Origin of the sequence: Aminobacter sp. BA135, assembly GCF_050859125.1 — a bacterium.
Lineage (GTDB): Bacteria > Pseudomonadota > Alphaproteobacteria > Rhizobiales > Rhizobiaceae > Aminobacter > Aminobacter ciceronei.
Window position 1 is genome coordinate 220,405 of record NZ_CP139574.1, and the last position, 23,584, is coordinate 243,988.

General features: G+C 61.4%; 22 protein-coding genes and 1 pseudogene. 18 read left to right on the forward strand and 5 right to left on the reverse strand.

Annotated elements, in window-relative coordinates:
* The first annotated feature begins 414 nt into the window (after nucleotides 1-414).
* From SLT36_RS31730 to SLT36_RS31765, 8 genes are all read left to right on the forward strand, one after another.
* Nucleotides 415-2,082, forward strand: a complete 1,668-nt coding sequence (locus tag SLT36_RS31730) for an aromatic/alkene/methane monooxygenase hydroxylase/oxygenase subunit alpha (protein WP_432289292.1) — start codon at nucleotides 415-417, stop codon at nucleotides 2,080-2,082.
* Between the two features lie 241 nt (nucleotides 2,083-2,323).
* Nucleotides 2,324-3,382: an NADH:ubiquinone reductase (Na(+)-transporting) subunit F gene (locus tag SLT36_RS31735; RefSeq protein ID WP_432289293.1), complete on the forward strand. Its 1,059-nt coding sequence runs from the start codon at nucleotides 2,324-2,326 to the stop codon at nucleotides 3,380-3,382.
* A 46-nt stretch (nucleotides 3,383-3,428) separates the two neighbouring features.
* Complete coding sequence (locus SLT36_RS31740) at nucleotides 3,429-4,487, forward strand: aromatic/alkene monooxygenase hydroxylase subunit beta (RefSeq protein WP_432289295.1); 1,059 nt, start codon at nucleotides 3,429-3,431, stop codon at nucleotides 4,485-4,487.
* Between the two features lie 16 nt (nucleotides 4,488-4,503).
* Nucleotides 4,504-4,872 (forward strand): MmoB/DmpM family protein, encoded by a 369-nt coding sequence (locus SLT36_RS31745; RefSeq protein WP_055978152.1) that lies wholly within the window; start codon nucleotides 4,504-4,506, stop codon nucleotides 4,870-4,872.
* Between the two features lie 73 nt (nucleotides 4,873-4,945).
* Nucleotides 4,946-5,968 (forward strand): amidohydrolase family protein, encoded by a 1,023-nt coding sequence (locus SLT36_RS31750; RefSeq protein WP_432289296.1) that lies wholly within the window; start codon nucleotides 4,946-4,948, stop codon nucleotides 5,966-5,968.
* 5 nt (nucleotides 5,969-5,973) lie between these two features.
* A complete protein-coding gene (locus SLT36_RS31755; protein ID WP_432289297.1) occupies nucleotides 5,974-6,774 on the forward strand; it encodes an iron-sulfur cluster assembly protein in 801 nt (266 codons plus the stop codon).
* A gap of 65 nt (nucleotides 6,775-6,839) precedes the next feature.
* Complete coding sequence (locus SLT36_RS31760) at nucleotides 6,840-8,471, forward strand: molecular chaperone GroEL (protein WP_432289299.1); 1,632 nt, start codon at nucleotides 6,840-6,842, stop codon at nucleotides 8,469-8,471.
* A gap of 109 nt (nucleotides 8,472-8,580) precedes the next feature.
* Nucleotides 8,581-9,270 carry an aquaporin gene (locus SLT36_RS31765; RefSeq protein ID WP_432289300.1) on the forward strand — a complete coding sequence of 230 codons (690 nt, stop codon included), beginning with the start codon at nucleotides 8,581-8,583 and terminating at the stop codon, nucleotides 9,268-9,270.
* 80 nt (nucleotides 9,271-9,350) lie between these two features.
* Here SLT36_RS31765 and SLT36_RS31770 read toward each other — a convergent pair whose 3' ends face one another.
* The 3 genes from SLT36_RS31770 to SLT36_RS31780 all read right to left on the reverse strand — a co-directional run bounded on the left by SLT36_RS31770 (nucleotide 9,351) and on the right by SLT36_RS31780 (nucleotide 13,070).
* Complete coding sequence (locus SLT36_RS31770) at nucleotides 9,351-11,399, reverse strand: sigma-54-dependent Fis family transcriptional regulator (protein ID WP_432289302.1); 2,049 nt, start codon at nucleotides 11,397-11,399, stop codon at nucleotides 9,351-9,353.
* Between the two features lie 53 nt (nucleotides 11,400-11,452).
* Nucleotides 11,453-11,926 (reverse strand): hypothetical protein, encoded by a 474-nt coding sequence (locus tag SLT36_RS31775; RefSeq protein WP_432289304.1) that lies wholly within the window; start codon nucleotides 11,924-11,926, stop codon nucleotides 11,453-11,455.
* Between the two features lie 268 nt (nucleotides 11,927-12,194).
* A complete protein-coding gene (locus SLT36_RS31780) occupies nucleotides 12,195-13,070 on the reverse strand; it encodes an MBL fold metallo-hydrolase (RefSeq protein WP_432289306.1) in 876 nt (291 codons plus the stop codon).
* Between the two features lie 305 nt (nucleotides 13,071-13,375).
* Between SLT36_RS31780 and SLT36_RS31785 the strand changes: the two are divergent.
* The 4 genes and pseudogenes from SLT36_RS31785 to SLT36_RS31800 all read left to right on the forward strand — a co-directional run.
* Nucleotides 13,376-13,807, forward strand: a pseudogene (locus tag SLT36_RS31785) (amino acid permease); the annotation flags it as partial.
* Nucleotides 13,808-13,825: 18 nt separating this feature from the next.
* The gene (locus tag SLT36_RS31790) at nucleotides 13,826-14,245 is read left to right on the forward strand and encodes a DUF2271 domain-containing protein (protein ID WP_432289686.1); all 420 of its coding nucleotides are present in this window, start codon (nucleotides 13,826-13,828) and stop codon (nucleotides 14,243-14,245) included.
* A gap of 86 nt (nucleotides 14,246-14,331) precedes the next feature.
* Nucleotides 14,332-15,114: a hypothetical protein gene (locus tag SLT36_RS31795; RefSeq protein WP_432289308.1), complete on the forward strand. Its 783-nt coding sequence runs from the start codon at nucleotides 14,332-14,334 to the stop codon at nucleotides 15,112-15,114.
* The gene (locus SLT36_RS31800; RefSeq protein ID WP_432289310.1) at nucleotides 15,105-15,347 is read left to right on the forward strand and encodes a hypothetical protein; all 243 of its coding nucleotides are present in this window, start codon (nucleotides 15,105-15,107) and stop codon (nucleotides 15,345-15,347) included. The genes SLT36_RS31795 and SLT36_RS31800 overlap by 10 nt, the downstream gene beginning before the upstream one ends.
* Before the next feature lie 139 nt (nucleotides 15,348-15,486).
* Here SLT36_RS31800 and SLT36_RS31805 read toward each other — a convergent pair whose 3' ends face one another.
* A complete protein-coding gene (locus tag SLT36_RS31805) occupies nucleotides 15,487-16,311 on the reverse strand; it encodes a transporter substrate-binding domain-containing protein (RefSeq protein ID WP_432289312.1) in 825 nt (274 codons plus the stop codon).
* 156 nt (nucleotides 16,312-16,467) lie between these two features.
* Nucleotides 16,468-17,397, reverse strand: coding sequence for a LysR family transcriptional regulator (locus SLT36_RS31810; RefSeq protein ID WP_432289314.1), 930 nt, complete (start codon nucleotides 17,395-17,397; stop codon nucleotides 16,468-16,470).
* Nucleotides 17,398-17,543: 146 nt separating this feature from the next.
* On the opposite strand from SLT36_RS31810, the gene SLT36_RS31815 reads away from it, so the two are divergent.
* The 6 genes from SLT36_RS31815 (at nucleotide 17,544) to dapA (ending at nucleotide 23,397) form a co-directional block, all read left to right on the forward strand.
* The gene (locus SLT36_RS31815) at nucleotides 17,544-18,719 is read left to right on the forward strand and encodes an NAD(P)/FAD-dependent oxidoreductase (RefSeq protein WP_432289316.1); all 1,176 of its coding nucleotides are present in this window, start codon (nucleotides 17,544-17,546) and stop codon (nucleotides 18,717-18,719) included.
* Entirely contained in the window at nucleotides 18,716-18,970 is a 255-nt protein-coding gene (locus SLT36_RS31820; RefSeq protein WP_432289318.1) for a 2Fe-2S iron-sulfur cluster-binding protein, read from the forward strand. Before SLT36_RS31815 ends, SLT36_RS31820 begins: the two co-directional genes overlap by 4 nt.
* Nucleotides 18,963-20,327: an FAD-dependent oxidoreductase gene (locus SLT36_RS31825; protein WP_432289319.1), complete on the forward strand. Its 1,365-nt coding sequence runs from the start codon at nucleotides 18,963-18,965 to the stop codon at nucleotides 20,325-20,327. The genes SLT36_RS31820 and SLT36_RS31825 overlap by 8 nt, the downstream gene beginning before the upstream one ends.
* Entirely contained in the window at nucleotides 20,324-21,721 is a 1,398-nt protein-coding gene (locus tag SLT36_RS31830; RefSeq protein WP_432289321.1) for an aldehyde dehydrogenase family protein, read from the forward strand. The genes SLT36_RS31825 and SLT36_RS31830 overlap by 4 nt, the downstream gene beginning before the upstream one ends.
* A 71-nt stretch (nucleotides 21,722-21,792) precedes the next feature.
* Entirely contained in the window at nucleotides 21,793-22,479 is a 687-nt protein-coding gene (locus SLT36_RS31835) for a 4-hydroxy-tetrahydrodipicolinate reductase (RefSeq protein ID WP_432289323.1), read from the forward strand.
* 12 nt (nucleotides 22,480-22,491) lie between these two features.
* Entirely contained in the window at nucleotides 22,492-23,397 is a 906-nt protein-coding gene (gene dapA, locus SLT36_RS31840; protein ID WP_432289324.1) for a 4-hydroxy-tetrahydrodipicolinate synthase, read from the forward strand.
* The last annotated feature ends 187 nt before the right edge of the window (nucleotides 23,398-23,584 follow it).

Below are 23,584 nucleotides of genomic sequence, written 5' to 3' on the forward strand. Positions count from 1 at the left end.
TACGTATGTAAAATAACGTTACACTTTCGGCTTCTCGGTCCGTTGCCTGCCGTCGCCGAGCCGCGTTTCGTCGGCTCGATGGGGTTTTCCCGGAGTTGGCACACCCCTTGCATAGTACTTTCGCATAAGAAGCCCGCCGCCCACCGGAGCGGTGCCACAAGAACGAAGGAATGGAGGAGACAGATTTCGGCCGGCCTCGTGCGATGGCGTGTCCGCAAATGCGGGCGGCTTCGACGGGCTGCCGAGGCCTCTTCCCGCACCTTTGCCGTGATCCACTTGAACGGCTGGCCTGGGGCCGCGCCTGACGGCGCCACCCTTTGGCATGTCGATCGAACTTCAAACTTGCGGCGAGTGTGTGCCGCTTCCTGCCTGGGCCATGAGGCCCACGGCGCAATCCAGTGGAGGCTTATGGCTATGACGTCTTTGACGCTCAACAAGATTACCTCGCAGCGCGGAATTTCCGTCGGTGAGGCGACCAAGAAGATTTCCGACCTCGGTTGGAACCCTACCTACGTCCAGGAAGCGATGACGTTTCCGACCGACTACAAGATTGCCAAGGCGCCGCGCGACCCGATGAAACAGGTGCTGCGGTCCTACTTCCCGATGCAGGAGGAAAAGGACAACCGCGTCTATGGCGCGCTCGACGCCGCCCTGCGCGGCGACATGTTCCGCAACGTCGAGCCGCGCTGGGTCGAGTGGATGAAGCTTTTCCTCGCCATCATCCCGTTCCCGGAAATCTCCGCCGCCCGCTCGATGGCGATGGTCGCCCGCCTGGCCCCCGGCGAGGATCTGCGTACCGGCTTCACCATGCAGATGGTCGACGAGTTCCGTCACTCGACCATCCAGATGAACCTGAAGAAATGGTACATGGAGAACTACATCGACCCGGCCGGCTTCGACATCACCGAGGAGGCCTTCGGCAAGTGCTACGCCACGACCATCGGCCGCCAATTCGGTGAAGGTTTCATCACCGGCGATACGATGACGTCGGCCTGCATGTACCTGACCGTGGTGGCCGAGACCGCTTTCACCAACACGCTGTTCGTTGCCATGCCTTCGGAAGCCGCCCGCAACGGCGACTATGCGCTGCCGACGGTGTTCCTGTCGGTTCAGTCGGACGAAAGCCGCCACATCGGCAACGGTCACTCGTTGCTGATGGCGGCGCTGAAGGAGCCGGAGAACCATCTACTGCTCGAGCGCGACCTGCGCTACGCCTTCTGGCAGAACCACGCCATCGTCGACGCGGCGATCGGCACCTTCATCGAATACGGCACCACCAACCGCGACAAGGACAAGGAGTCCTATGCGGAAATGTGGCACCGCTGGATCTTCGAAGACTACTACCGCACCTACATGCTGCCGCTGGAGAAATACGGCATCAAGGTCCATCACGACGACGTCCACGAGGCGTGGAATCGCATCACCAAGAAGCTCTATGTCCACAAGGTCGCGCAATTCTTCGCGGTCGGCTGGCCGGTCAACTTCTGGCGCATCGAAGCCCAGGGCGAGAAGGACTTCGAGTGGTTCGAGCAGAAGTATCCCGGCTGGTACGCGCAGTTCGGCGACTTCTGGAAGTGGTACGACAAGCTCAGCCATCGCGGCGAGAAGATCATCACTTTCAACGAAGACGTCGGCTACGTCTATCCGCACCGCTGCTGGAGCTGCCTGGTGCCATGCCTGATCCGCGAGGACATGGTGGTCGACGAGATCGACGGCAAGCTGCACACCTTCGCCCATGAGCTCGATCGCTGGACCGCCGTCGAGGCTTTCGCCGACGAGTACCAGGGTCGTCCGACGCCGGCGATGGGCCGCTTCAGCGGCAAGCGCGAGTGGGAGACGCTCTATGACGGCTGGGATCTGGCCGACGCCATCAAGGACCTGAACTTCGTCCGTTCCGATGGCAAGACGCTGGTCCCGCAGCCGCATCTGCGCTTCGACCCGAAGGAAATGTGGACGCTCGACGACGTCCGCGGCCACACACTCGGGTCGCCGTTGAACGCGCTGCGCGCAATGTCGCCGGCCGATCGCGAAAAGCACCTCGCCGAGTACCGCGCCGGCTTCACCATCACGCCGTTCAATTGACGGTCAGGCGGGCCGGTCACCACCGGCCCGCCCACCGCTTGGTGGTCGACATGACACGCGCCCGCTTCGCCCTGCCCATCGCCATCGCGGCCTGGGCTGCAATCGCCGCAACCGTTTTCACCGTCACGGGCGCCCACCCGCCCGCTGACGACTTGAGGAAGGTGACGGCCGGCTACAAGGGCTCGCTCGGTCAGAAGCCAAGAGCACCAGTGAAGATACTCGCTATCGGGAGGCTAATTTAATGAGTGACGCTCACACAGTGCGCCTGGAGCCCGTCGGCGTCGAGTTCGAGGTCGAGAACGGGGAGACGGTGCTGAATGCGGCGTTTCGCCAGGGCATTGCGCTGCCGCATGGCTGCAAGGAAGGACAGTGCTCAGCCTGCAAATGCGTGCTGCTCGACGGCGAAGTCGACATGCTCAAATACTCGACCTTCGCGCTGAACGACATGGAGAAGGACACCGGTCACATCCTGCTGTGCCGGGCCATCGCCTACTCCGACATGGAAGTCGAACTTCTCAACTATGACGAGGAGGTTCTGGCGAAATCGATTGCCGTGAAGACGTTCAAAGGTCGGATCGCTCACGTCGAGCACCTGACCCACGACATTCGCGGCATCGAAATCGAACTCGGCTCCCCGATAAAGTTCTGGGCGGGGCAATATGTCGACATCACGGTCACCACGGAAAAAGGGGAGACGATTACGCGCTCGTTCTCCATGGCAAATACGCCGGACCAAACCCAAAAACTCTCCTTCATCATCAAGAAATATCCCGAAGGAAAGTTCTCCGGAGAGCTCGATTCCGGAGGCATCAAGGTCGGAGCCGAAGTCACCGTCGTCGGACCCTATGGAACCTGCTTTCGCCGCCAGGAGCGAGAAGGACCTCTAGTCCTTGTCGGCGCCGGCTCCGGCATGTCGCCGGTCTGGTCGATCCTCAACGATCACCTCAACAGCGGCGAAAAACGACCGGTCTACTTCTTCTATGGCGCCCGGACGCCCGACGACCTGTTCTATCTCGACAGGATCGCCGAGCTCGTCGACCGGCATCCCGACGTCAACTTCATCCCGGTTCTCTCGCACGTCAACGGTGAGGCGTGGGATGGCGAGCGCGGCTTCGTGCATGAGAGCGTCGACGCCAAGCTCAAGCAACTCGCGGTCGACGGGCAGGGCGACGTCTATGCCTGCGGCCCGCCGCCGATGATCGATGCGCTGCAGCCGGTGCTGTTCATGAACGGCTTCGAACTGGAACGCATTTTCTTCGACAAGTTCACCACATCGTCCGGCGGCACATCGGCTCACTGAGCCGGACCGGACAATACCAGAGCAACTGCAACAAGGGAGTGAGACCATGCCAGCAACTTCGAGTTCAGTCGGATCGGGAGCCGCAGGTGCGGCGATATTCGCCGACTCCGACAGCCGGAAGTACCGGTACTTCGACCCGAAAGGCCAGCGCGCCACGCATTACGAGGACGTCACCGTCGACGTCCAGCCCGACCCTGAGCGCTACCTGATCCAGGACTGGATCATCTCCTTCTCCAACGGCAAGGGCGCCTACATCAAGGACAACACGGCAGCGCAAAGTTCCAACTGGCACGCCTTCCGCGCGCCCGACCAGGAATGGGAGCGCACGCATTACCAGCGCCAGTCGAAGATCGAGACGATGGTGCAAAGCGTCATCACCAACGCCCGCAGGGCCGGCGCGCCGAAGACCTTCGACAAGGTCTGGGTCAAGATCCTGCAGGCGCATCTGGGTGCCTGGAAGCACGCCGAATTCGGCCTCGGCACGTCGCTGATGCAGGCACAGCGCTACGGCTACACCCAGATGATCAACAACGCGACGCTAACCAACTCGTCCTACAAGCTGCGCCTGGCCCAGGACATCACGCTGTACCTCGCCGAGATCGGCATGGATATCGATGGCTGGGACGACGAACTCGGCAAGAAGCACTGGCTCGAAGACGGCATCTGGCAAGGAACGCGCGAGGCGGTCGAGACCATCATGGGAACGGCCGACTATCTCGAGCAGTACTTCGCCATCAATATCATCTTCGAACCGCTTGTCGGCGAACTCTTCCGCTCCGGCTTCCTCATGCAGGCGGCTGCCGCCAATCACGACTTCATCACGCCGCCGGTGGTTTCGGCGGCGGAGGCCGACTACGAGCGCAACCTCGCGAACACCATCGACCTCATCTACCTGCTGGCCAACGACGAGAAGCACGGCGCGGCCAACAGGAAGCTCTTCCAGGGCTGGGTCAAGAAACACGGCGCACTCGCCGACAAGGCAGCCATCGGCCTTCAGCCGATCTGGTCGATGCCGCATTCCAAGCCGATTTCCTTCACGGACGTTCGTGCCCAGTCCGAGGAACGGATTGGTCAGATCCTCGGCGAACTCGGCCTCAAGCGCTGAACAAGGAGCAATTGTCATGTCAACTGCAGCACGCGACGCCTCACAGTCCAACATCTTCAAGTCGATGAAGGACATCACCTTCGAGCAGACCATCTCGCATCAGTGCGGGGTCACGATGAACGATTCCGTCGAAGCACGGGCGATTGCCGAGTTCATGGGCAAGAAGCCCGGGGTCACCGTCACCTACCAGCCGGCGATGATCCGCATCGACGGCAACGGCAAGCTGATCTTCAAGATGGATGAGATCGGCGAATATCTCGGCCGCGAAATGACGGCCGAGATCTTCGAGGTCAACACCTCCACCCACTATGGCCGGATGGTCCGCATCGACGACAACGAGGTCATCCTGTTCGGCGATATGGACGAGGTCTTCGAATACATCTGAGCAAACGCGACAGACCCGGTGCGCCAGCCATTGGCGCGCCGGCCCGATCAACGCGACCAATGCGGAGGCAGCAATGTTCATCACACCCGAAGGCAAGGAAATTTTCGTCGTCGACGGCCATACCCATTTCTGGGACGGCAGCCCGGAAAATCAGCGCAACATCCACGGCAAGCAGTTCGTCGAGTGCTTCTACGCCTACCACACGGCGCTCAGCCCGAAGGAGCAGCTGTGGGAAAAGAGCAAGTTCGAGAAATACAGCGCCGACGATCTCTACCGCGACCTGTTCATCGACGGTCCTGACGACGTCGCCATCGTGCAGTCGACCTACCTCAAGGACTTCTACAAGAACGGCTTCAACACCGTCGAGCGCAATTCGGAAATGGCCAAGCGTTATCCGGAACGCTTCATCGTCAACGGCTCCTTCGATCCGCGCGATGGCGAAAAGGCACTCGAATACATCCACTTCATGAAGGAGACCTACGACATCAAGGGCGTGAAGATGTACACGGCCGAGTGGAACGGGGCCTCCAAGGGGTGGCGGCTCAACGACCCGCAGGCCTACAAGTGCTTCGAGCTCTGCGAGAAGCTCGGCATCAGGAACATCCACGTCCACAAGGGACCGACGATCATCCCGCTCAACAAGGATGCGTTCGACGTCCATGACGTCGACTACGCGGCGACCGATTTCCAGAACCTGAACTGGATCGTCGAACATTGCGGCCTGCCGCGCCTCGATGATTTCTGCTGGATTGCGGTGCAGGAGACCAACGTCTATGGCGGCCTCGCCGTGGCTTTGCCCTTCATCCACTCGCGTCCGCGCTACTTTGCCGAGGTCATTTCCGAACTGCTGTTCTGGGCCGGCCCGGAAAAGATCCTGTTCGGCTCGGACTACGCGATCTGGACGCCGCGCTGGCTTGTCGAGAAGTTCTGGGCTTTCGAACTGCCGGAAGACATCAAGCAGGAACGGGGTGTCGACCTGACGCCGGAGATCAAGGAGAAGATCCTTGGCCTCAACGCGGCCCGGCTCTACGACATCGACATCGAGGCCAAGAAGGCGGCCTTCGCTCGCTCTCCGTTCAGTATCGCGGCGGAGTAGGAGCCATGGCAACCGCCGGCGTTTCGATCAGCCGCGAGGATGAACTCCGGCGGCTTCTCGCACAGGTGAACGATCCTGAACTCGACGAACCCGTCACCGAGATGGGCTTCGTCGAGCGAGCCGAGGTCAAGGCCAACGGCAGCGTGGAGGTCGACTTCCGCCTGCCGACCTACTGGTGCTCGCCGAATTTCGCCTATCTGATGCTCGACGGCATCCGCAAGGCGCTCGACGGGCTCTCGTGGTCGCCGGCCTATCGCGTCCGGCTGCACGACCACATGTTCGCCGAAGAGGTCAATCGCGGCATCGAGGCCGGCAAGACGTTTGGCCAGATCTTCGGCGAGCTCGCTGGCGACCAGGATCTCGAAAGCCTGCGCGAGACCTTCAGGGTGAAGGCCTTCAAGCGGCGTCAGGAGGCGGTGCTGTGCGGCCTGCGGCGGCATGGCCTGACCGATCGGGAAATCCTCGGCATGGACCTGGCGGCGCTCGATGTCGTCCGGTTCGAGCCGGGAGAGGCGGCGAGGCAGATGCCGCGATACCGCGCAGCGCTGCTCGAGCGTTTTCCCGGCCGACGGCCGGAGGAGCCGGTCTTCGTGACCTGCGAGGGGGCTGGCATCCCGACCTCGTCATTGAGCGCCTACCTCGCGGAACTGCGTGGGGTTCGCATCAACATGGAGTTCAACGGCGCCTTGTGCCGGGGGCTCAAGCACACACGATACAAGGAAACGGATGTCGTCGACGGTGAACCTACTCTCGTCGATTTCATCCTCGATCGGGTCCCTGAACGGGCAACCCAAACGCTGACCTGAAACAACGGCCTCCTGCGCACGAGGCCCCTAATCAACAAACCGCCCGTAAGGCGGAAGGAGGAATCATGCCTAAAGTTATGATCCACAATTCCCATGCCCGGCGTGCGCTTGCACGCGGCGTGTTCCAGCTGGCCGCCGCCGTCGAGCCGACGCTCGGGCCAAAAGGCATGAATGCGATGATCGACAGGCCGATCGGTACGCCGATGGTCACCCGCGACGGTGTCAGCATCGCTTCGGAGATCGAGCTGCACGATCGTTTCGAGAACATGGGTGCACAGGTGGTGCGCGAAGTCTCGATGCAGACCAACGAAGTCGCCGGCGACGGCACCACGACCGCGATCGTTCTTGCCAATGCGCTGATCCAGAAGGGCGTCGAGGCCAATGAGCGCGGCGCGAAGTCCGTCGATCTGTGCAGGGGCATCGAACTTGCCGTAGCAAGGGTTGTCGAAGCGCTGAAGGCTTCGGCCAAGCCCGCCAAGGCCAATGGCAACCTGGCTGCGGTCGCCAACATCGCCGCCACCGACCCCAAGCTCGGCGCTCTCGTCGCCGAGGCCTATGAGCGGGTTGGCGCCGAGGGCGTCATCACCACCGACTTCAGCGTGACGACGGAGACCACTCTCGAGGTCGTCGAAGGCATGTCCTTCGAGCGCGGTTATCTTTCCCACCACATGGTCACGGACCAGGAGCGGATGGAGGCGGTGCTCGACCGGCCATACATCCTGATGACCGATCTCAAGATCAAGGATCCGGCTTCGCTGGACGCGGTTCGTCGCATTGCCGAGGAGGATGGCCGCCCGTTGCTGATCGTGGCGGAAGAAGTGTCGCCCGAAGTCGTCATCACGCTGCTCGGCAAGAACGGGCCGGGCAAATATCTCGTCGTCCATCCGCCTGAGTATGGTCACTGGCGCAAGGCGATGCTGGAGGATCTCGCCATCCTGACCGGCGGCAAGGTGATGGCGCGCGATCTCGGCGGCCGTCTCGAAGACGTCACCGCCGAAGACCTCGGCACGGCCGAGCGCGTCAAGACCAGCGCGAGCTACACGTCGGTGATCCGCGGCGGCGGCGATGTCGCGGCGATCGCGGCGCGACGCGCCCAGGTGCAGCGCCAGTACGAGGCGGCGCCGCCGAACATCGAACAGGACAAGCTGCGCGAACGCCTGGCAAAACTCTCCGGCGGTACGGCCGTGCTTTATGCCGGCGGCGTGACGCCGGTCGAGCAGAAGCGGACCATCCAGCTCATCGAGGATTCACTGCATGCCGTGCGGGCGGCCTCCGAAGAGGGCGTAGTGGCGGGCGGCGGTTCCGCCCTCACGCAGATCGCGCCGGTGCTCGACGAGGTGCTCGCAACCGTCGAGGGCGATATCGCCGAAGGCGTGCGCCTGGTCAGGTCGGTCCTGACGCGGCCGCTCTGGCGCATCGTCGCCAATGCCGGCGGCGATCCGGAAGCCGTCGTCGCCGAGGTGTCGCGGGTCAATGGCGGCTACGGCTACAACGCTGCCCTCGGCAAATTCCAGAACATGTATGAGGCCGGCATCATCGACCCGGTCCGCGTCACCTACACGGCGCTCAAGAATGCCGCGTCGGTTGCCGTGCTCATCCTGACCACCGAAACGCTCGTCGGCGACATTGCCGAGGACGAGGATCCGACCGCCGGCCCGGCGCTGGGCGGCGGCGCCGAGAAGCTCGGGCGCGCCTAGGCGCGTCGCCAAGGAAACGGCCGCGAGGCTGTCCTCGTGAACGGATCCGGATCGGTCGCGCCAAGGAAAAAAGACGGCCGATCCGGCACATCAACCCAGGGAGTGGAAAGTGAACAAATACGTCTGCGAATTCATCGGAACCTTCGCGCTGGTCTTCTTCGGCTGCGCGACAATTCTGTTCATGCGCTCCGAGGTCGGGCTGCTCGGCGTGGCGCTTGCCTTCGGCCTGTCGGTCGTGGCGATGGCCTATTCGATCGGCCCGATTTCGGGCGCGCACCTCAACCCCGCCGTCAGCCTCGGCTTCCTGGTCTCCGGGCGTCTTGGCGCGGGCGACTTCGTCGGCTACGTCATTGCCCAGTGTTTCGGCGCGATCGCCGCCGCCGGCGTCCTCTACGTCATCGCGCTCGGCAAGGTCGCCGGTTTCGATGTCGCGGCAAACGGCTTTGCCCAGAACGGCTGGTCGGCCTATTCCGTTGTCTCAGCCTTCCTGTTCGAACTGGTGGCGACGTTCCTGTTCGTCACCGTCATCCTGAACGCAACGTCGCAGGGCGGTGCCGGACCCGTCGCCGGGCTGGCGATCGGACTGACCTTGGTCGCGATCCATCTCGCCGGTATCGTGGTCTCAGGCGCCTCGGTCAATCCGGCTCGTTCGCTCGGACCGGCTTTGTTTGCCGGCGGAGCGGCAATGGCGCAGCTATGGCTTTACATCATTGCCCCATGTCTTGGCGCGGCCGCGGCCGGTCTCCTCTCACGCAACCGCGCCATTCTCGTCGGCGACACAAGCGCCCAAGCCGCCTGAAAGCGTACGGCTACATCAGCTTTTGCCCCGCCCCATGGCTCGCGCCATGGGGTTTTTTCTCGACACGAATTGGCTGATCCTCAGACGAAGCCGCGGCGAATGCCGAACTGGTCGAGCTTGCGGTAGAGCGTCGGGCGCGAAATGCCGAGCCGCTGCGCAACGCGGCTGAGATTGCCGCCCTCTGCCTTCAGCGCGCCCAGAACGGCCTGACGCTCGGCGTCCTCGAAACTGAGGATCGGCATTGCCGTCGCTTCAGCGATTTTCGCCGGCATGTCAGGCTTGAGAGGCGAGGTGATCTCCTCGGGCAGGTCTGTCACCTCCACCGGGCTGCCACGCGAAAGCACATGCAGCCGTTCGACCAGGTTGCGCAGCTCTCTTACGTTGCCCGGCCATTGATAGGCCTGCAATGCCTCAAGCGCTGGGTCGGAAAAATCCAGGAGTTCGCCGCCAATCCGGTCGGCAATCCTGCGATTGAAATGATCGAGCAGCAAGCTCCAGTCGTTGCCGCGATCGCGTAGCGGCGGCACATGGATGCACACCGTGCCAATGCGGTAATAGAGGTCGCGCCGGAAGCGCCCAGCGGCGACCTCCTGCTTGAGATCGCGGTTCGTCGAGGCGATCAGGCGCACGTCCACCGGGCGGCTGCGGCTGTCGCCGATGCGCTGGACCAGGCGTTCTTCCAGGACCCGCAACAGGAAGGGCTGGATCTCCAGCGGCATCTCGCCGATTTCGTCGAGGCTGAGAACACCGCCATTGGCCAGTTCGAAGACACCCGGCTTGCCCTCGCGGCTGGCGCCGGTGAACGCGCCGGAAACGTGCCCGAACAATTCGCTGCCGAACAGCTCCTTGGTGATCGCGCCGCAGTTCAATGCGATGAATGGATCGGTCGGCGTCCGTCGGCTGCCCGCATGGACGAGGCGCGCAAACAGTTCCTTGCCGACGCCGGTCTCGCCCTCGATCAGCACCGAGGTGACGTCTTTCGATTGCGCGACGCGGCAGGCGACGTCGACGGCTGCGAGCAGCGCCTCGCTCTCGCCGACGATCTGCGCCGCGGCTTCGCCGAGATGCGGCGGTCGCGAAGGATAGGTTCTTTTCGACGTCCTTCCCGACGGAAAGACGAGAGCCGCACCGCGAAGGTCGCCGTCGAGATCGAGGGGACTGATGTTGCAGGCCTGCATGCCCTGGGGTAGGGCGCTGGCCAATGCGGCGAAGGTATCCGCTTCGGGAAACTGCAGCCGCCAACCCCTGCCTTGCAGCAACTGGTCGTGGAACGGACTGTCCGGGGCATCCGGCAGATTGCTGCAATAGATCGGGCGACCGCGCCGATCGACGATCATCAGGCCGTCGGACCGGCGATAATGCGGCGCAGAGGCGATGAAGGCTTCGAGCAGTCGGGTCCGCTCCGCATTCTGATGGTCGGCAAGCGCCTTTTCGATTTCGCGGGCAGCCGCAGCGACAAGCGCCGTGTTATGCGGACGGAATATGTTGGGGTGGCCCGAAAGGTCGACGACGCCGATGATCGTTCCATCATACGGATCGCGGATCGGCGAACCGGCACAGGTCCATGACTTTATGCCGGCGCAGAAGTGCTCGGCGGCATGGACGAAGACGGGTTCACCCGTCCACAATGCCGTGCCGATGCCATTGGTCCCGACGACGTCCTCGGTCCATTTGCCGCCGATTGCCAGATGGATGTCCATGCCGTCATGCATGGTCTTCTTGTCGCCGATCGCGTCGATCAGCATGCCTTCGCCATCGGCCAGAACCAGCATCGCGCCGGTGCCGTCGAGAAGGCGGCCGATGGTCGCAAACGATCGGCGCGCAGCGGCGAGCAGGTCGTTGTTGGCGCGGGTGAGATATTCGATCTCGTCCTTGCCGCTGTTGAGGGGAGCTTCACCCTGTTGGGCGTTGATGCCCCCGGTGGCGCAACGGCTCCAGGAGTCGTGGATGAGCGAACGAACGGGAAAGCGCGCGTCGCCGGTTTCGCCCGACAGCAATGTTTCCCATGCGCGCATCGTGATGCGCTCGTCATAGTCCGCGGCGACAGGGACCATGCTTCCTGGGCCCGACCTTGAGCGCGACGGGCGGGCAGCGACCTGGATTTCGTCTTGGCCGGTAGCTTTTTTCATCCAGCGATCACATCATAGGCCCCGGTTGTTTCATGACTTTATTGCCTGGCATGTCAGGCAAATCCCAGCCTGGCACCGATAGTGGCTGCCAGTTGCTCTTCACCGCCATCGCCGGCTATTGCCATGCCGTCCAGTTCGGACAATGCCTCGGCAATGACGTCGTCCAAAGGCGAAAAGAAGCCGTTGGCGCGGGTGGCGAGAACGAACACGTCGGCACCATTCCTGCTGCGCATTTCGCCAATGTGGTGGAGCTGCCTGCCGGAGGTCTTGTCGACGACGATGACGCGCCCGTTGAGGCTCACCCGAACATGCGGATCAGCCTCGGCGGCAGGCGAGCCCGCCGTGACGTGATGGAAGATCAGGCCTTGCGCCTTGGGCGCCTCGCGCGGCGCCTTGCTCGCTGAATAGCCACCGGAACTGATCTGGTCGGCAAGCCGCGTTATGGTTGCGCGGTTCTGCTCGACCAATCGCTTGATCTGCACATCCTCGCGCCGCGGGCCATCCCGCTTAGAGATGATTTCGACCATGAACCCTCCCAGATCCGTTGGTCTATGGCACCGGCCAGGCCGGCGTGTTCCTCCGCGACAGAGCCTATAGCAACTGCATCAGCTATGCCACAGGCGACTAATACACGCGATTGACATAAGTCAGGTGGTAGAGGGCTGCCGCAGCTGGGATACCTTCGGCCTCGTCGACAGGATCAGGACCTTGAAGACATCGAAGCGATAGGCGGGCCCTTCCAGGAAGCGACGGTTCCTTGGCCGCGCCTGGCAGCGGAGGAAATGCACTGCCAGGTCACGGCGAGCGATAGTCATCGAACCAGAATGATGACTGGCGCCGCGTGATCGTTCCCACCGATGGCAAGGGAAAATGTGCCGTCATGACGATGTGGCCGCTGTCGGCGCAGGCTTCAAGAAAGGCGCGCCGGGTCCGACAGGCGTGGTCGGGGTCCACGTCGTAGCGGAAGTTCCATTCCGGATGGATGCATTGCATCGGCCAATGCATGATATCGCCGGAAAACACGGCCTCCACCCCTTGCGATCTCACCCTGATGGCAACATGTCCCGGCGTGTGACCAGGCGTCGGCTGCAGCCACACCTCATCGTCAATTGCATGATCCATCTCGACCAATACGGCTCGACCCGCTTCAACGATCGGCAGCACATTTTCTTCGTAGGTCCGATCTTCAGGATCGCCCGACGCTGCCATGACCGCCTCGAACTCGCGTCGCGCGATGATGTAGCGTGCATTCGGGAATGTTGGGACCCAACGCCCGCCCACCAGTCGTGTGTTCCAACCGCAATGGTCGGCATGAAGGTGGGTGCAAAGAACATAATCGATCTGTTCCGGCGCAACTCCGGCAGTCGCCAGCCTTGCCAGGAAGGTATCGTCGTTGCGGTCATGCCAATGCGCAAAGTCCTTGCAGGACTTGTTGTTGCCAACGCAGCCGTCGACGAGAATGGTGTGATGCCTGGTACGAACCAGGTAGCTCTGGATCGGAAGAATAATCCGGCCGGTCAGAGGAGACAGCGATCGCGGCACGAGCCAGTGAAGATGTGGTTTGATTGCTTCCTCGGTGCTGTCGGGGAACCATTCCGACGGTGTCCGCAAGGGTTCACACATCTCCAGAATCCTGGTGACCAGGACATCCCCAATGCGCCACTCATCCATCGATGCGGCCTTTCTCTGCGGCTCCGATCGATGCCCGATACCTGCAGGCCGGCACAGACCAACGGCAGCTTGTGGCGGCGCAAAGCGCACTTTGCCTCGGACACGATCTCAGAAATCAACGACGGCAGCAATGACAGGGCGGTTCCGGCGCCGGGTTCCTGGCGCTGGGGGTGCCAGCCACGACGGCATCGGAGCGAGCATCTTCTTGTTTCGGTGTGATCTTTCCAGATGCCCGCTCGACATGTGCAGCCTTGCACCGCCCAACTTTGGGACGTGAAGCCTAGATATGGGATTGCCTGCTGATCATCATCGCCTGGGCAATCGCGGGAACGGGTATGTATATGCTGGCACGCGTGTTCCAAGCGCTGGCCGAGAAAAGGCCGGACATCGATTCCGGTGTCTTCGCTTATGCCAAGGCAGGCTTCGGCGACTACATGGGTTTCCTGTCGGCCTTCGGCTACTGGCTCGGTAGTTGCCTGGGTAACGTCTTCTACTGGGTACTGATCGGCTCGACCTTGGGCCGCTTCTTTCCCGGCATCTTCGGCGATGGCAGTAGCGCCACAGCAATCATAGTATCGCTCATCGGCAACTGGGCCTTCCATTTCATGATCCTGCGTGGGGTCGAGCAGGCCACGTTCATCAACACCATCGCCAAGATCGTCCCGATCCTGGTCTTCATCCTCATGCTGGTTTTCGCCTTCAACTACGCCCAGTTCTCCGACAACTTCTTCGGCGGCGATGGAGCCTATCTCGCCATCTATGTCACCGATCCAAAGGGCGCCTATGCGGGCACCCTCTGGATGGCGGGGGGCAAGTCCAAATACTACGAGCATCTCAGCGACTGGTACCGCGCGACGCGCGGCAACATCGCCGAGATCAACGGCATAACGGGGGCCAGTGTGGGGGCCGGTCGCAAGCTCGAGATCACACTCGACCTGGCTGACGCGCTTTTCGACGCCGGCTACACGCTGCACGTCGATGCCGCGGTCGAGGACAACCGAGCGTTCAGGTTTTGCAGCGCGGGCCGACAGACATTGACATCTTACGTCCCCACCACGCCTGGAGTGGCTCTGCGGCAGGGCCAGTACTCAGCGCGGCGTGCGCCTATTGCGCAAATCATCTTTTCCGGCCACCATTCATCTACAAATTTCTCCCATAAGATTAGGCAGATGTAATATTCGTGAAGCTGAGGTTCTAAGAATTGTCGAGGGGAAAATCTATTGGGGCTGAATGTTGCAAAAACATGTTCCTGGAAGTGGCCTTGATCAAGGCAATGCGGTTCGGCCTATTGGCAGCAATCGGCCTCGTTGTTTCGAGTGGAGGATTTGCAGCCGATCGGGCCGATTGCTCCATTTTCGAAGATGCAGGATCGCCGACAGAAGTAGTCATAGAGGATGAGGGTCCAAGGACTTCGCCCCCAGCATCGTCGGATCCCGCCTATAGCGTTCGACTTGTTTATCCCGGCGACTACCGCACCTTCCCAAGGTCCGAAGGTGCCGAGAAAGCGGTCTTGTACCAAGATGGCGAGAATTTTTTGATGCGCTTGGATGGTGGGGCGCTGCCACGGTCCATGAGGCACACTTTGTCAGGCAAGCCAATCAAGCCAAGTGACCTTCCTCCAACGTTCCGCTTTTTGCTTCATGACCGGTATAGCCTGGAAAAGCTGCTTGCAATCAGGGTGCGCATTGTCACCGGCCAAGCCTGGTCATTTGATATGGTCCCCATCACGACACAGGCCACCGCAATGGATGGACTTGTTGAGATAACCAACAAGAAGATTTCTACATACGACAATAAGTCTCTATTCTTTTCGGAAGCTGAAGGAAAGGTTAGCGACATTATTGAGTGTCGAAAGCCAGGTCCGGACATATCTCCCCAATGTGAGCATTCTTTTGACTACAGAAATTTGGACGTAGACGTGTCCTATGATGCCGTTCTTGTCGGAAGATGGCGCGACATCAAGAATATGGTTCTGAAGTTTACATCCTGTGCGTATGCGGAAGACATTCTAGTAAAAACGGAGGGAAGCAAAAAGTGGGATTGAATTCAGATCAAGTTAGCTGGTTGTCTTATTACGTGAATGCTGGCGACCGCGTCGGATACTATACCTTGCTGGCGTCAATGGGCGAGCGCTATGGTACACAGGCGCTCGGCGTGGTCAGTGCCGACACGGTCGCGGGTGCAGTGGCCAACATTTATCTGCGCGAAACGGTTGGGTATAGCAATGTAACCAATGAACAATCACAGACGGTGGGTTCCGATGACGCTTGTAACTGACTTTGGGCTGGAGCATGCTACCAACTGCCTGCCAACAGCTTCATCTCCAGTTAACCTGACATCACCTGTATGTGCGCCTTAACGGCATCGATCCTTCCCCTTTTAGCGGGAAGGATTAAGTGGCGATCATATCGCTATGTTAGCCGCCGAAGCCGAAGCCCACCGGCATGTCGTCCAATGAAATGCCCGAGGGTTCGAGACTCTTGACGATCCATGTCTGGTTGTTGCCAATTCGACGGTTGTATTCTGCCCAGGCCGATACAAAGCTGCTGAAAACATCGTCCGCACCGTAGTTCAGAGCGATCACCGAAGGCGTCGAAAGCACCGGCGTGGGAACCCGAACGCTGCCGATCCCGGGAGCCTTTTTCGAGATCACCAGACCGTTTAGCATCGTGTTGACGAGGCCATCGGCCTTGCCGGTGGTGACGGCGACGATAGCTTCGTCACGCGTCTTGAAGCGCAGGATGTTGGCTTTTGGCAGGTACTGCTGCGTGATGAGATCCTGGGCTGAGCCGAGATCAACCGCGAATGTGTATTTCGGGTCGTTCAGTTCGCCCCAGGTTTTGTTGGCGAGTTCGTCTTTAGACGAAACTATGATGAAGCTATTGTAGTAGGTTGGGTCGGAAAACGACACCGACATCGCACGAGTTGGCGTGGCGGTAACAGCAAAAGCCAAATCGACCTTGCCGCTCTGGACGTCGAGGATGGCGTTCGACCAGCTAGACTCCACGATCTCAACCTTGACATCCAGGGTCTTGGCAATGTCGTTCGCCATGTCGATGACGAAACCTTGCCATTCGCCCGTCCGCGGGTCCTTGTTGAAATACGGGACCTCATTCAGGATCGCGGGGACGCGCAGCACGCCCCGGGCTCGAATGTCCTCGATCGTGCCAGCCGAGGCGACCGTCCCCATCATGGACAGCGCCATGGCGGCAACGCCGCACATCTTCGTCAAGAATTTCATTTGTCTGGATCTCCCTTGTTCCTGGCCACCCTGGTGCATCCGTCCCCTCTCGGCTGGACACGATCCGTGCGGTTCAAGGCAGCCTATCCCGGAAGCGATCGCGAGCAATGCTAGAGACCTAGAAGTGCTTATCTCATTTCTTGTATGTTGCCAGGCCTAGAGGGCTGGCGGCCTGAATTCCTCGTCTCGCGGGGGGTCGAGGAACGTCCCGACCAACTCGCTCAGGCAATCTTCGAAGAGCTGCTGGACCATGGGATGTTTTTGAAGAAAGCCGGCATTGCCGAAATAGACTCGAACCTCGGGGAGGTTGGACAGCCTGACGCTTTCGATCGCCACATCCTCCGGCTGGATGCACCAGAACGGGATGATCGAGAAGCCCAAGCCGTTTTCCACGCAGCGCTTGACGCTGGAGCTGCCAGAGGTGGAGAGCAGCGGATGGACCTCGGCCCCATTGCGGCTGAGATAATCGATGGAAAGGTTGCGTAGGGTTTGCCCTGGTTCGTAGGTGATGAACGGACGCCCACGGGTCCACAGCGGAATGTCCTTCTGGTCTGGCGGCGGGCCCCAAGCACGGGGGTAGACCAGGCTCAGCCGGTAACTGCCCAATAGCCGCTGAGGTACGATGGGATCGCCAAAATATCGTTCCGAGATGCAGATATCGAGGCTGCCGTTCTTCACCAATTCGGCCAGAACCGTGTCGCGCTCGTAGACGTCGAGCTCGAGTTCCGGAAAACTCTGACGAAAGCGTGAGAGCACCTTGGGAAACAGGTAGAAGAAGATTGCCTGTGGCATGCCTATGCGCAGTGAAGACCGCTGGTTCTCGATCAGCTTCGTCAGCCGTTCGAGCATGATGTCCAACTCGGGGTGAAGCAGATTGTAGAGCGTACGTCCTCGTGGCGTCAGGGCAATCCGTTTTGCACCCTGCTCAGAATCGATCAGCCTGCCATTCAGGATCTGTTCGAGGCGACGCACGTGATTTGCCGCTGATTGGTAACTGAGATTCAGCTCGCGCGCGGCTGCGGAAAATGAGCCGTGCCTGGCGACCTGATAGAATGTCTGGATCAATGTCAGGCTGATTTTCGCCATGGCTCCCCCGGGAGGTGGATGATTGGGGATCATGTCCTTTTAGCCGATACAAATTTCGTGAACAACCAAGGCTGCGATCTTGTATCGACGGGTAGGCGCGGCCACCGCCAATATTGGGCATCGCAAGTAGCCGGGCCGCTTCATCCGTGACACCTCCATCGCACATATCATCGGCCGTCATTGTTGGGGCGGGCATCGTCGGCGCGTCGGCTGCCTACTTTCTGACCGAACTGGGCGTGAAAGTACGCCTCCTTGATGCACAAGCTCCCGCCGCGCAGGCGACTGGGGCGGCCGATGGGGCCGTTTCGGTCGCAAGCAAGCGGCCCGGACCAATGATGTCTGCCGCGCTCGCCGGCATCGAGCTCTACCGCAAGCTTGCCCGGGACGGTCTGTTTGCCGACGTCTACCAGACGCGCTCGAGCTTCATTGTTGCTGCCTCGGACGCCGAATGCGCGCTGCTGGAGACGCATGCAACAGCGCTGACAAGCGTCGGCGTGGGCATTGAAAGGCTTGCGGGCGAGAGGCTGAGGCAACGCTACCCGGTGTTGTCGCCCAACGCGCGCCTGGCGATCGAGGTGCAGGATGAGGGTCACGCCATCGGTTACAAGATCGTCCATCGACTGCTGACGGCTGCAGGCGTCAACGTCGAGCGGGCCTCCACCGTGGACCGCCTTCTGCTCGATCATGACGGGCATGTGCGCGGTGTGGCAACTGAAGAGGGCGCTCTGCTGTCCGACGCAGTGATCATTGCGGCAGGCAACGGCTCGGCGCGATTACTTGGCCTCGATGGTGTCCTGCGTCCGCGCAAAGGACAGCTGCTGGTGACGGAGCGCGCGCCCGCACTCAATGCGGCGATGCCCGGCGCGATCATGTCGGGCCGGTATTTGCTCAGCAAGGGCAGCCAGGCGGGCGATTTGGCCACCCGTTCCCGCGGATTTGGACTTGTCATCGATCCGCTGGGAACGGGACAGTTTCTCATCGGCGGCACCAGAGAAGACAGCAACGCCGGACAATCGAACGATTTGGCCGCGGTTTCGCGCATCCTCGCTGACGCAGTATCCTTGGTGCCTGGCCTCGCCAATGTGCGCCTGCTCCGAGCCTTCGCCGGTGTGCGCACTGCAGTGGCTGATGGACTGCCGCTGATCGGCGCGCTGCCGGGCCTGAGGAATGCATATCTGGCTACTGGCTTCGAGGGCGATGGCATCTGCCTGGGCCCGGTCGCGGGCAGGGCCATCGCGCAGCTCGCCTGCGCCAAGCACCCGGCATTCGACATCACCGCTTTCGACCCAGGTCGGTTCGCTGGCATCGGAGTTGCGGCATGACGGACGAGACATTCCAATGGATGGCTCAAGAGATCCCCTTTCGCGAAGGCGAGAGCATAGCTGCCGCACTTGAGGCTCAAGGCATTCAGACTTTCGGCCCCGACGCGTCGGGACAGGATACTCGCTTCTTCTGTGGCATTGGTGCCTGCCAATGCTGCCTCGTCAGGGTAGGCGGTTGCGTGACCGAAGCCTGCCTGACACCGGCCAGAAGCGGCCTATGCGTGGAAAGATTGGCAGACAATGATGTTTGACAGGGACGTCATCGTGATCGGCGGCGGTCCAGCCGGAATTTCGGCGGCAATCGAGGCCGCACGCGCCGGCCTCTCGGTCGACATTCTGGAACAACGACCAAACCTTGGCGGCGCGATCTATCGCCAGCCAATCAAGGGTGTCGCGCCGATACCTCAATCCCGGGCCGCGCTGAGCCGCAGCGCCGGACTGCTGTCCGCACTTGCCGCATTCGCTGTCGGCCTGCGCCATATGTCCGTATTTCTGGGCTTGGACGGTGATGGGTTGGTACTTTTTGAGGACCGCGACGCCGGCACCGTCAGATCTCTGAGGGCCCGAGCCGTCGTCATCGCCGTCGGCGCCCTGGAGACGGTCAACCCGCGTCCGGGTTGGCAGCTTCCGGGCGTTTCAACAGCGGGTGGTCTCCAGGTGATGATGAAAGAGACTGGCAGGCCTCCGCGCCAGCGTGTGCTGCTCGCCGGGAGCGGCCCTTTGCTCGTCGCCGTCGCAGCTCAGATGATCCGGCTGGGCAATCCGCCGGTCGCAATAGTCGAGGCGGGCGATCCGTTCGGCAGGATCGGCGACGGTCTGGGCTTGCTCAGGTTTCCCGGCCTGCTTGCCGACGCACTGTCTTATCTTCTGACCGTCGTTGCATCGCGCACCGCCTGGCAGCGCGGCACGACCCTGATGAGCATCGAACGTACCGGATCGGGCCTGGAGGCTACCCTCAAGGATCGCAATGGCACGATGAGGACCATGACGGCCGATCGCATCGGCCTTCACGATGGCATCCGGGCCAATGATTTCGGCCTGCATCCGGCAGCAATCGATATGCCGTGCGCTCCGATCGTCATCCATGCCGGGGATTGCCGGGAGGCGCTCGGTGCCGTTGCGGCCGCGGCCGATGGCGCGCGGGCTGGTCGCCGGGTTGCGCGGCTGCTTGCTGCCGCATCCTCATCGACGGACGAGGTCGAACGCCAGCTTGTCCGGGAGCGAAAAGCACAGGCGCTGCTTGCTCAGCTTTTTTCCCCGTCAATCCCCCCCCCACTCTCTTCCCTGCCTCGCGACACGATCCTTTGCCGTTGCGAAGGCCGCACGGCAGGCGACCTGCACAGCCTGATAGGGCCATCCGATGTGCTGTCTGGCCGCGAGGTCAAACACAACGGCCGCTTTGCCATGGGCGCCTGTCAGGGCCGCTTCTGCGCCCCCCATGTCGCTGCGCTTATGAACGAACTAAGGCCGGGCCATCCGCCGGTCCATGCCAAGGACCTGACCGGCCAGCGTTGGCCGCTGCGGCCCACATCCATTTCAGGCCTCACGCCTGTCGCCTCGGACGACATCGAGAACGACCAATTCAGAAAGGTTGACGCGAACCTATGACGCAACTTCGAAAATCGGCATTCACCGCATCGAACGCGATGGCCGTCAACAATCCCTTCAATGGCGAGACCGTCGGGGAGATTGCCATAAGCTCGGCCGCTGACATAGCGGCAGCCATGCTTCGGGCGAAGAAGGTGCAGCAGGAATTTCGGCATTCGACGCCGGCCGTCCGCCGTGCCTTGCTGACCACTCTGGCAGCTGAAATAGCAGCTGACGCCGAGACACTTGCGCGTATCATCTCCTCAGAGATGGGCAAGACTATCCGCGAGGCGCGCAACGAGGTTCGCCGTGCGCAGAACACACTGAAGCTTTCCGGCGACGCCGCCACTTTCCTCGACGGCGAAGTACTGCATTGCGGCATCGTCGAGGGCGGTGCCGATCGCTTTGCGACTATCACCTATGAGCCGGTGGGCGTGGTGGGGGCGATCACGCCATTCAACTATCCGCTGAACCTGCTGTGCCATAAGCTCGGGCCGGCAATCGCGGCCGGGAATGCCGTCGTGGCAAAACCGTCACCCAAGGCGCCGCTCGCGGCGAACCGACTTGCCGAACTGGCCGAAAAGGCCGGCTGGCCGCGGGGCCTGTTCCAGATCGTCAATGGCGGCGCCGATACGGCGCGGGCTCTCGCGCGTGCCCCAATCGACTTGTTGTCGTTTACCGGCGGTCCGGTCGCTGGCTTGGCCCTGAAGAACGCCTCTGGTCTCGTCCGCTGCCTGATGGAACTCGGTGGCAACGATCCACTCTTCGTCCTGCCCGACGCCGACATCGACAAGGCAGTGGCTACTGCCGTTAGTCATCGTTTCGAGATCGCCGGCCAAAGCTGCGCGGCAGCAAAGCGACTTTACCTTCATCGAGACATCGAAAAGACGTTCACCGACAAGCTTCTCGCCGCCGTAGATGCCGTCGAATTCGGAGACCCCGCCCGGGACGACACCGACATGGGCCCGGTTATCGATATGTCGGCAGCAAAGACCATCGAGGATCGCGTTCTGGCGACGATCAAGAGCGGTGCCACCCTTCTGACCGGCGGCAGCCGCGACGCAACAGTGATGGCACCGACGGTGATTGCGGATGTTGCGACAGATTCGCCTGTCATTGCCGACGAGACGTTCGGCCCGATCATCGCAATCCGTAGCTTCACCGATCCGCTTGCCGCCATCTCCGAGGTCAATGCGGGCGCCTATGGCCTCCAGGCAGGCGTGTTCACCAACGATCATGCACTGATCAAGACTTTTGCCCGCAACCTCGTCGTCGGAGGCGTGATGATCAACGAAGGACCGGATTTTCGAGCCGAACACGTACCGTTCGGCGGTGTCAAGCGTAGCGGTCTCGGCCGTGAGGGCGTGCGCATCGCGCTACGCGAGATGTCCGAGCCCAAGGTGGTCATCGACTGAGGCGAGTGGAGATGCGTATCGGAGTCGTTGGCGCCTCTGGGCGTGTTGGAACAAGACTGGTCGAGTCTATCTTGGCCAATCCCGGCTTGGAATTGGCCGCAGCACTGGTTTCGCCCAGCTCCAACCTGATCGGCAGGCCAGTTGCGAACGGCAGCCTGGTGTATCGCCCGGCCGCGGCGGCGATGAACAGCAACTGTGACGTGATGATCGACTTCTCCACGCCGGCAGCTTCCATGGCGCTCCAGAACGCCATGGGCGCTAAACGCATTCCGATGGTCATCGGCACGACTGGCTACACTGCCGAGCAGGACGCCAGACTGACGGCGCTGTCGCGCTTCCGACCGCTCCTGATCAGCGCGAATTTCGCACTTGGCTTCGAGGCCTTCACGCAGGTCGCGTTCGGCTTCACTCGGCAGTTGCCAGGAGTGGAGCCGACGGTCGTTGAGGCCCACGAGCATAGCAGGCCCGGTACGGTGTCCGCGCCATCGGACCTGCTGGCCAAAGGTCTTCAGGCCGAACGCAGCAGCGTGATGGGCTTTGCGGCAGGAGCCACCACCGTTGTCACGCGCCGGAAAAGCAATACAGCCGGGTTCAATGAAGTACGTTTCAACCTAGGCTCCTGCGAAGTCTCCCTGACTTTCGTCGTTCACACGCTTGCGGCCTACGCCGATGGCGCGATTTCGGCTGCTCAATGGCTCGTTTCCGAGGCGCCTGCCATCGGTCGGTTCAGCTGTGCGGATTGCTTCAAGACAAGATAAGGAACCTAGGTAATGGATAACCTGTCTCAACGTTTCGCCGGTGTGTTCACGGCACTCGTCACTCCCTTCAGAAATGACGCCGTCGACTGTGAGGCGTTCGATGCACTGGTAAACCGCCAGATCACCGCTGGTGTCGCCGGTCTGGTGCCCGTCGGCACGACGGGCGAGGCCCCGACCCTGTCCGATGATGAGGCCGATCAACTCATCGCGCGCACGGTGAAATTGGCCGACGGGCGTGCGCTGGTTATGGCGGGCGCGGGCGGCAATGACACGAGAAAGACTGTCGATAAGATACAGCGTGCTGAAAAGGCCGGCGCAGACGCGGTGCTCGTCGTCACGCCATACTACAATCGGCCAACGCAGTCAGGTCTTGTCGCCCATTACACCGCGGCGGCACAGGCGACATCGCTGCCGGTGATGCTCTACTCGGTACCGGGCCGTTGCGGCATCGAGATCGCGCCGGATACCTGTGCGGCTCTGATGGAGCGATGCTCCAACATCGTCGCCATCAAGGAGGCCGGAGGCTCGGCAACTCGCGTAACACAGCTTCGCGCTGCCTGCGGCGAAAAGTTGATTATCCATTCGGGCGATGATGCTCTGACCTTGCCGTTCCTGTCGCTCGGCGCATGCGGCGTCACCAGCGTGGTCGCCAATGTGGCGCCCACGCCAATGGTGGCAATGGTCGCGGCCTGGCAACAGGGAGAGCTCGCGCAGGCGCTCGCGTACCATGAAATGATCGCCGAACTTGTGGATGGAATGTTCATCGAGAGCAATCCAGGCCCCGTCAAGGCGGCGCTGGCGCTTGCAAATCTTGCGTCTCCCGAATTGCGTCTTCCGCTTGTGACGGTCTCGGACGCAAATAGGCAACGTCTTGCGGGCATTCTGTCCCGCGTCGGTTCGGCATCTGCCTTACGATAAATTCGCTAAGCGGTCGGCGATTGTTTGCATTGCCGAATTGCCGCTTGCAATCAACTATCGGTGCGCCGGTAACGGGGGTTCGTTCGCTGGCAAACTCAAAACAGGGGAAACGAGCATGACCGAGCCTGCACCCATCAGGGATCGGACGAGCGGCAGGGAGTGGGCGCCGCCGATACCCGCCGGTCGA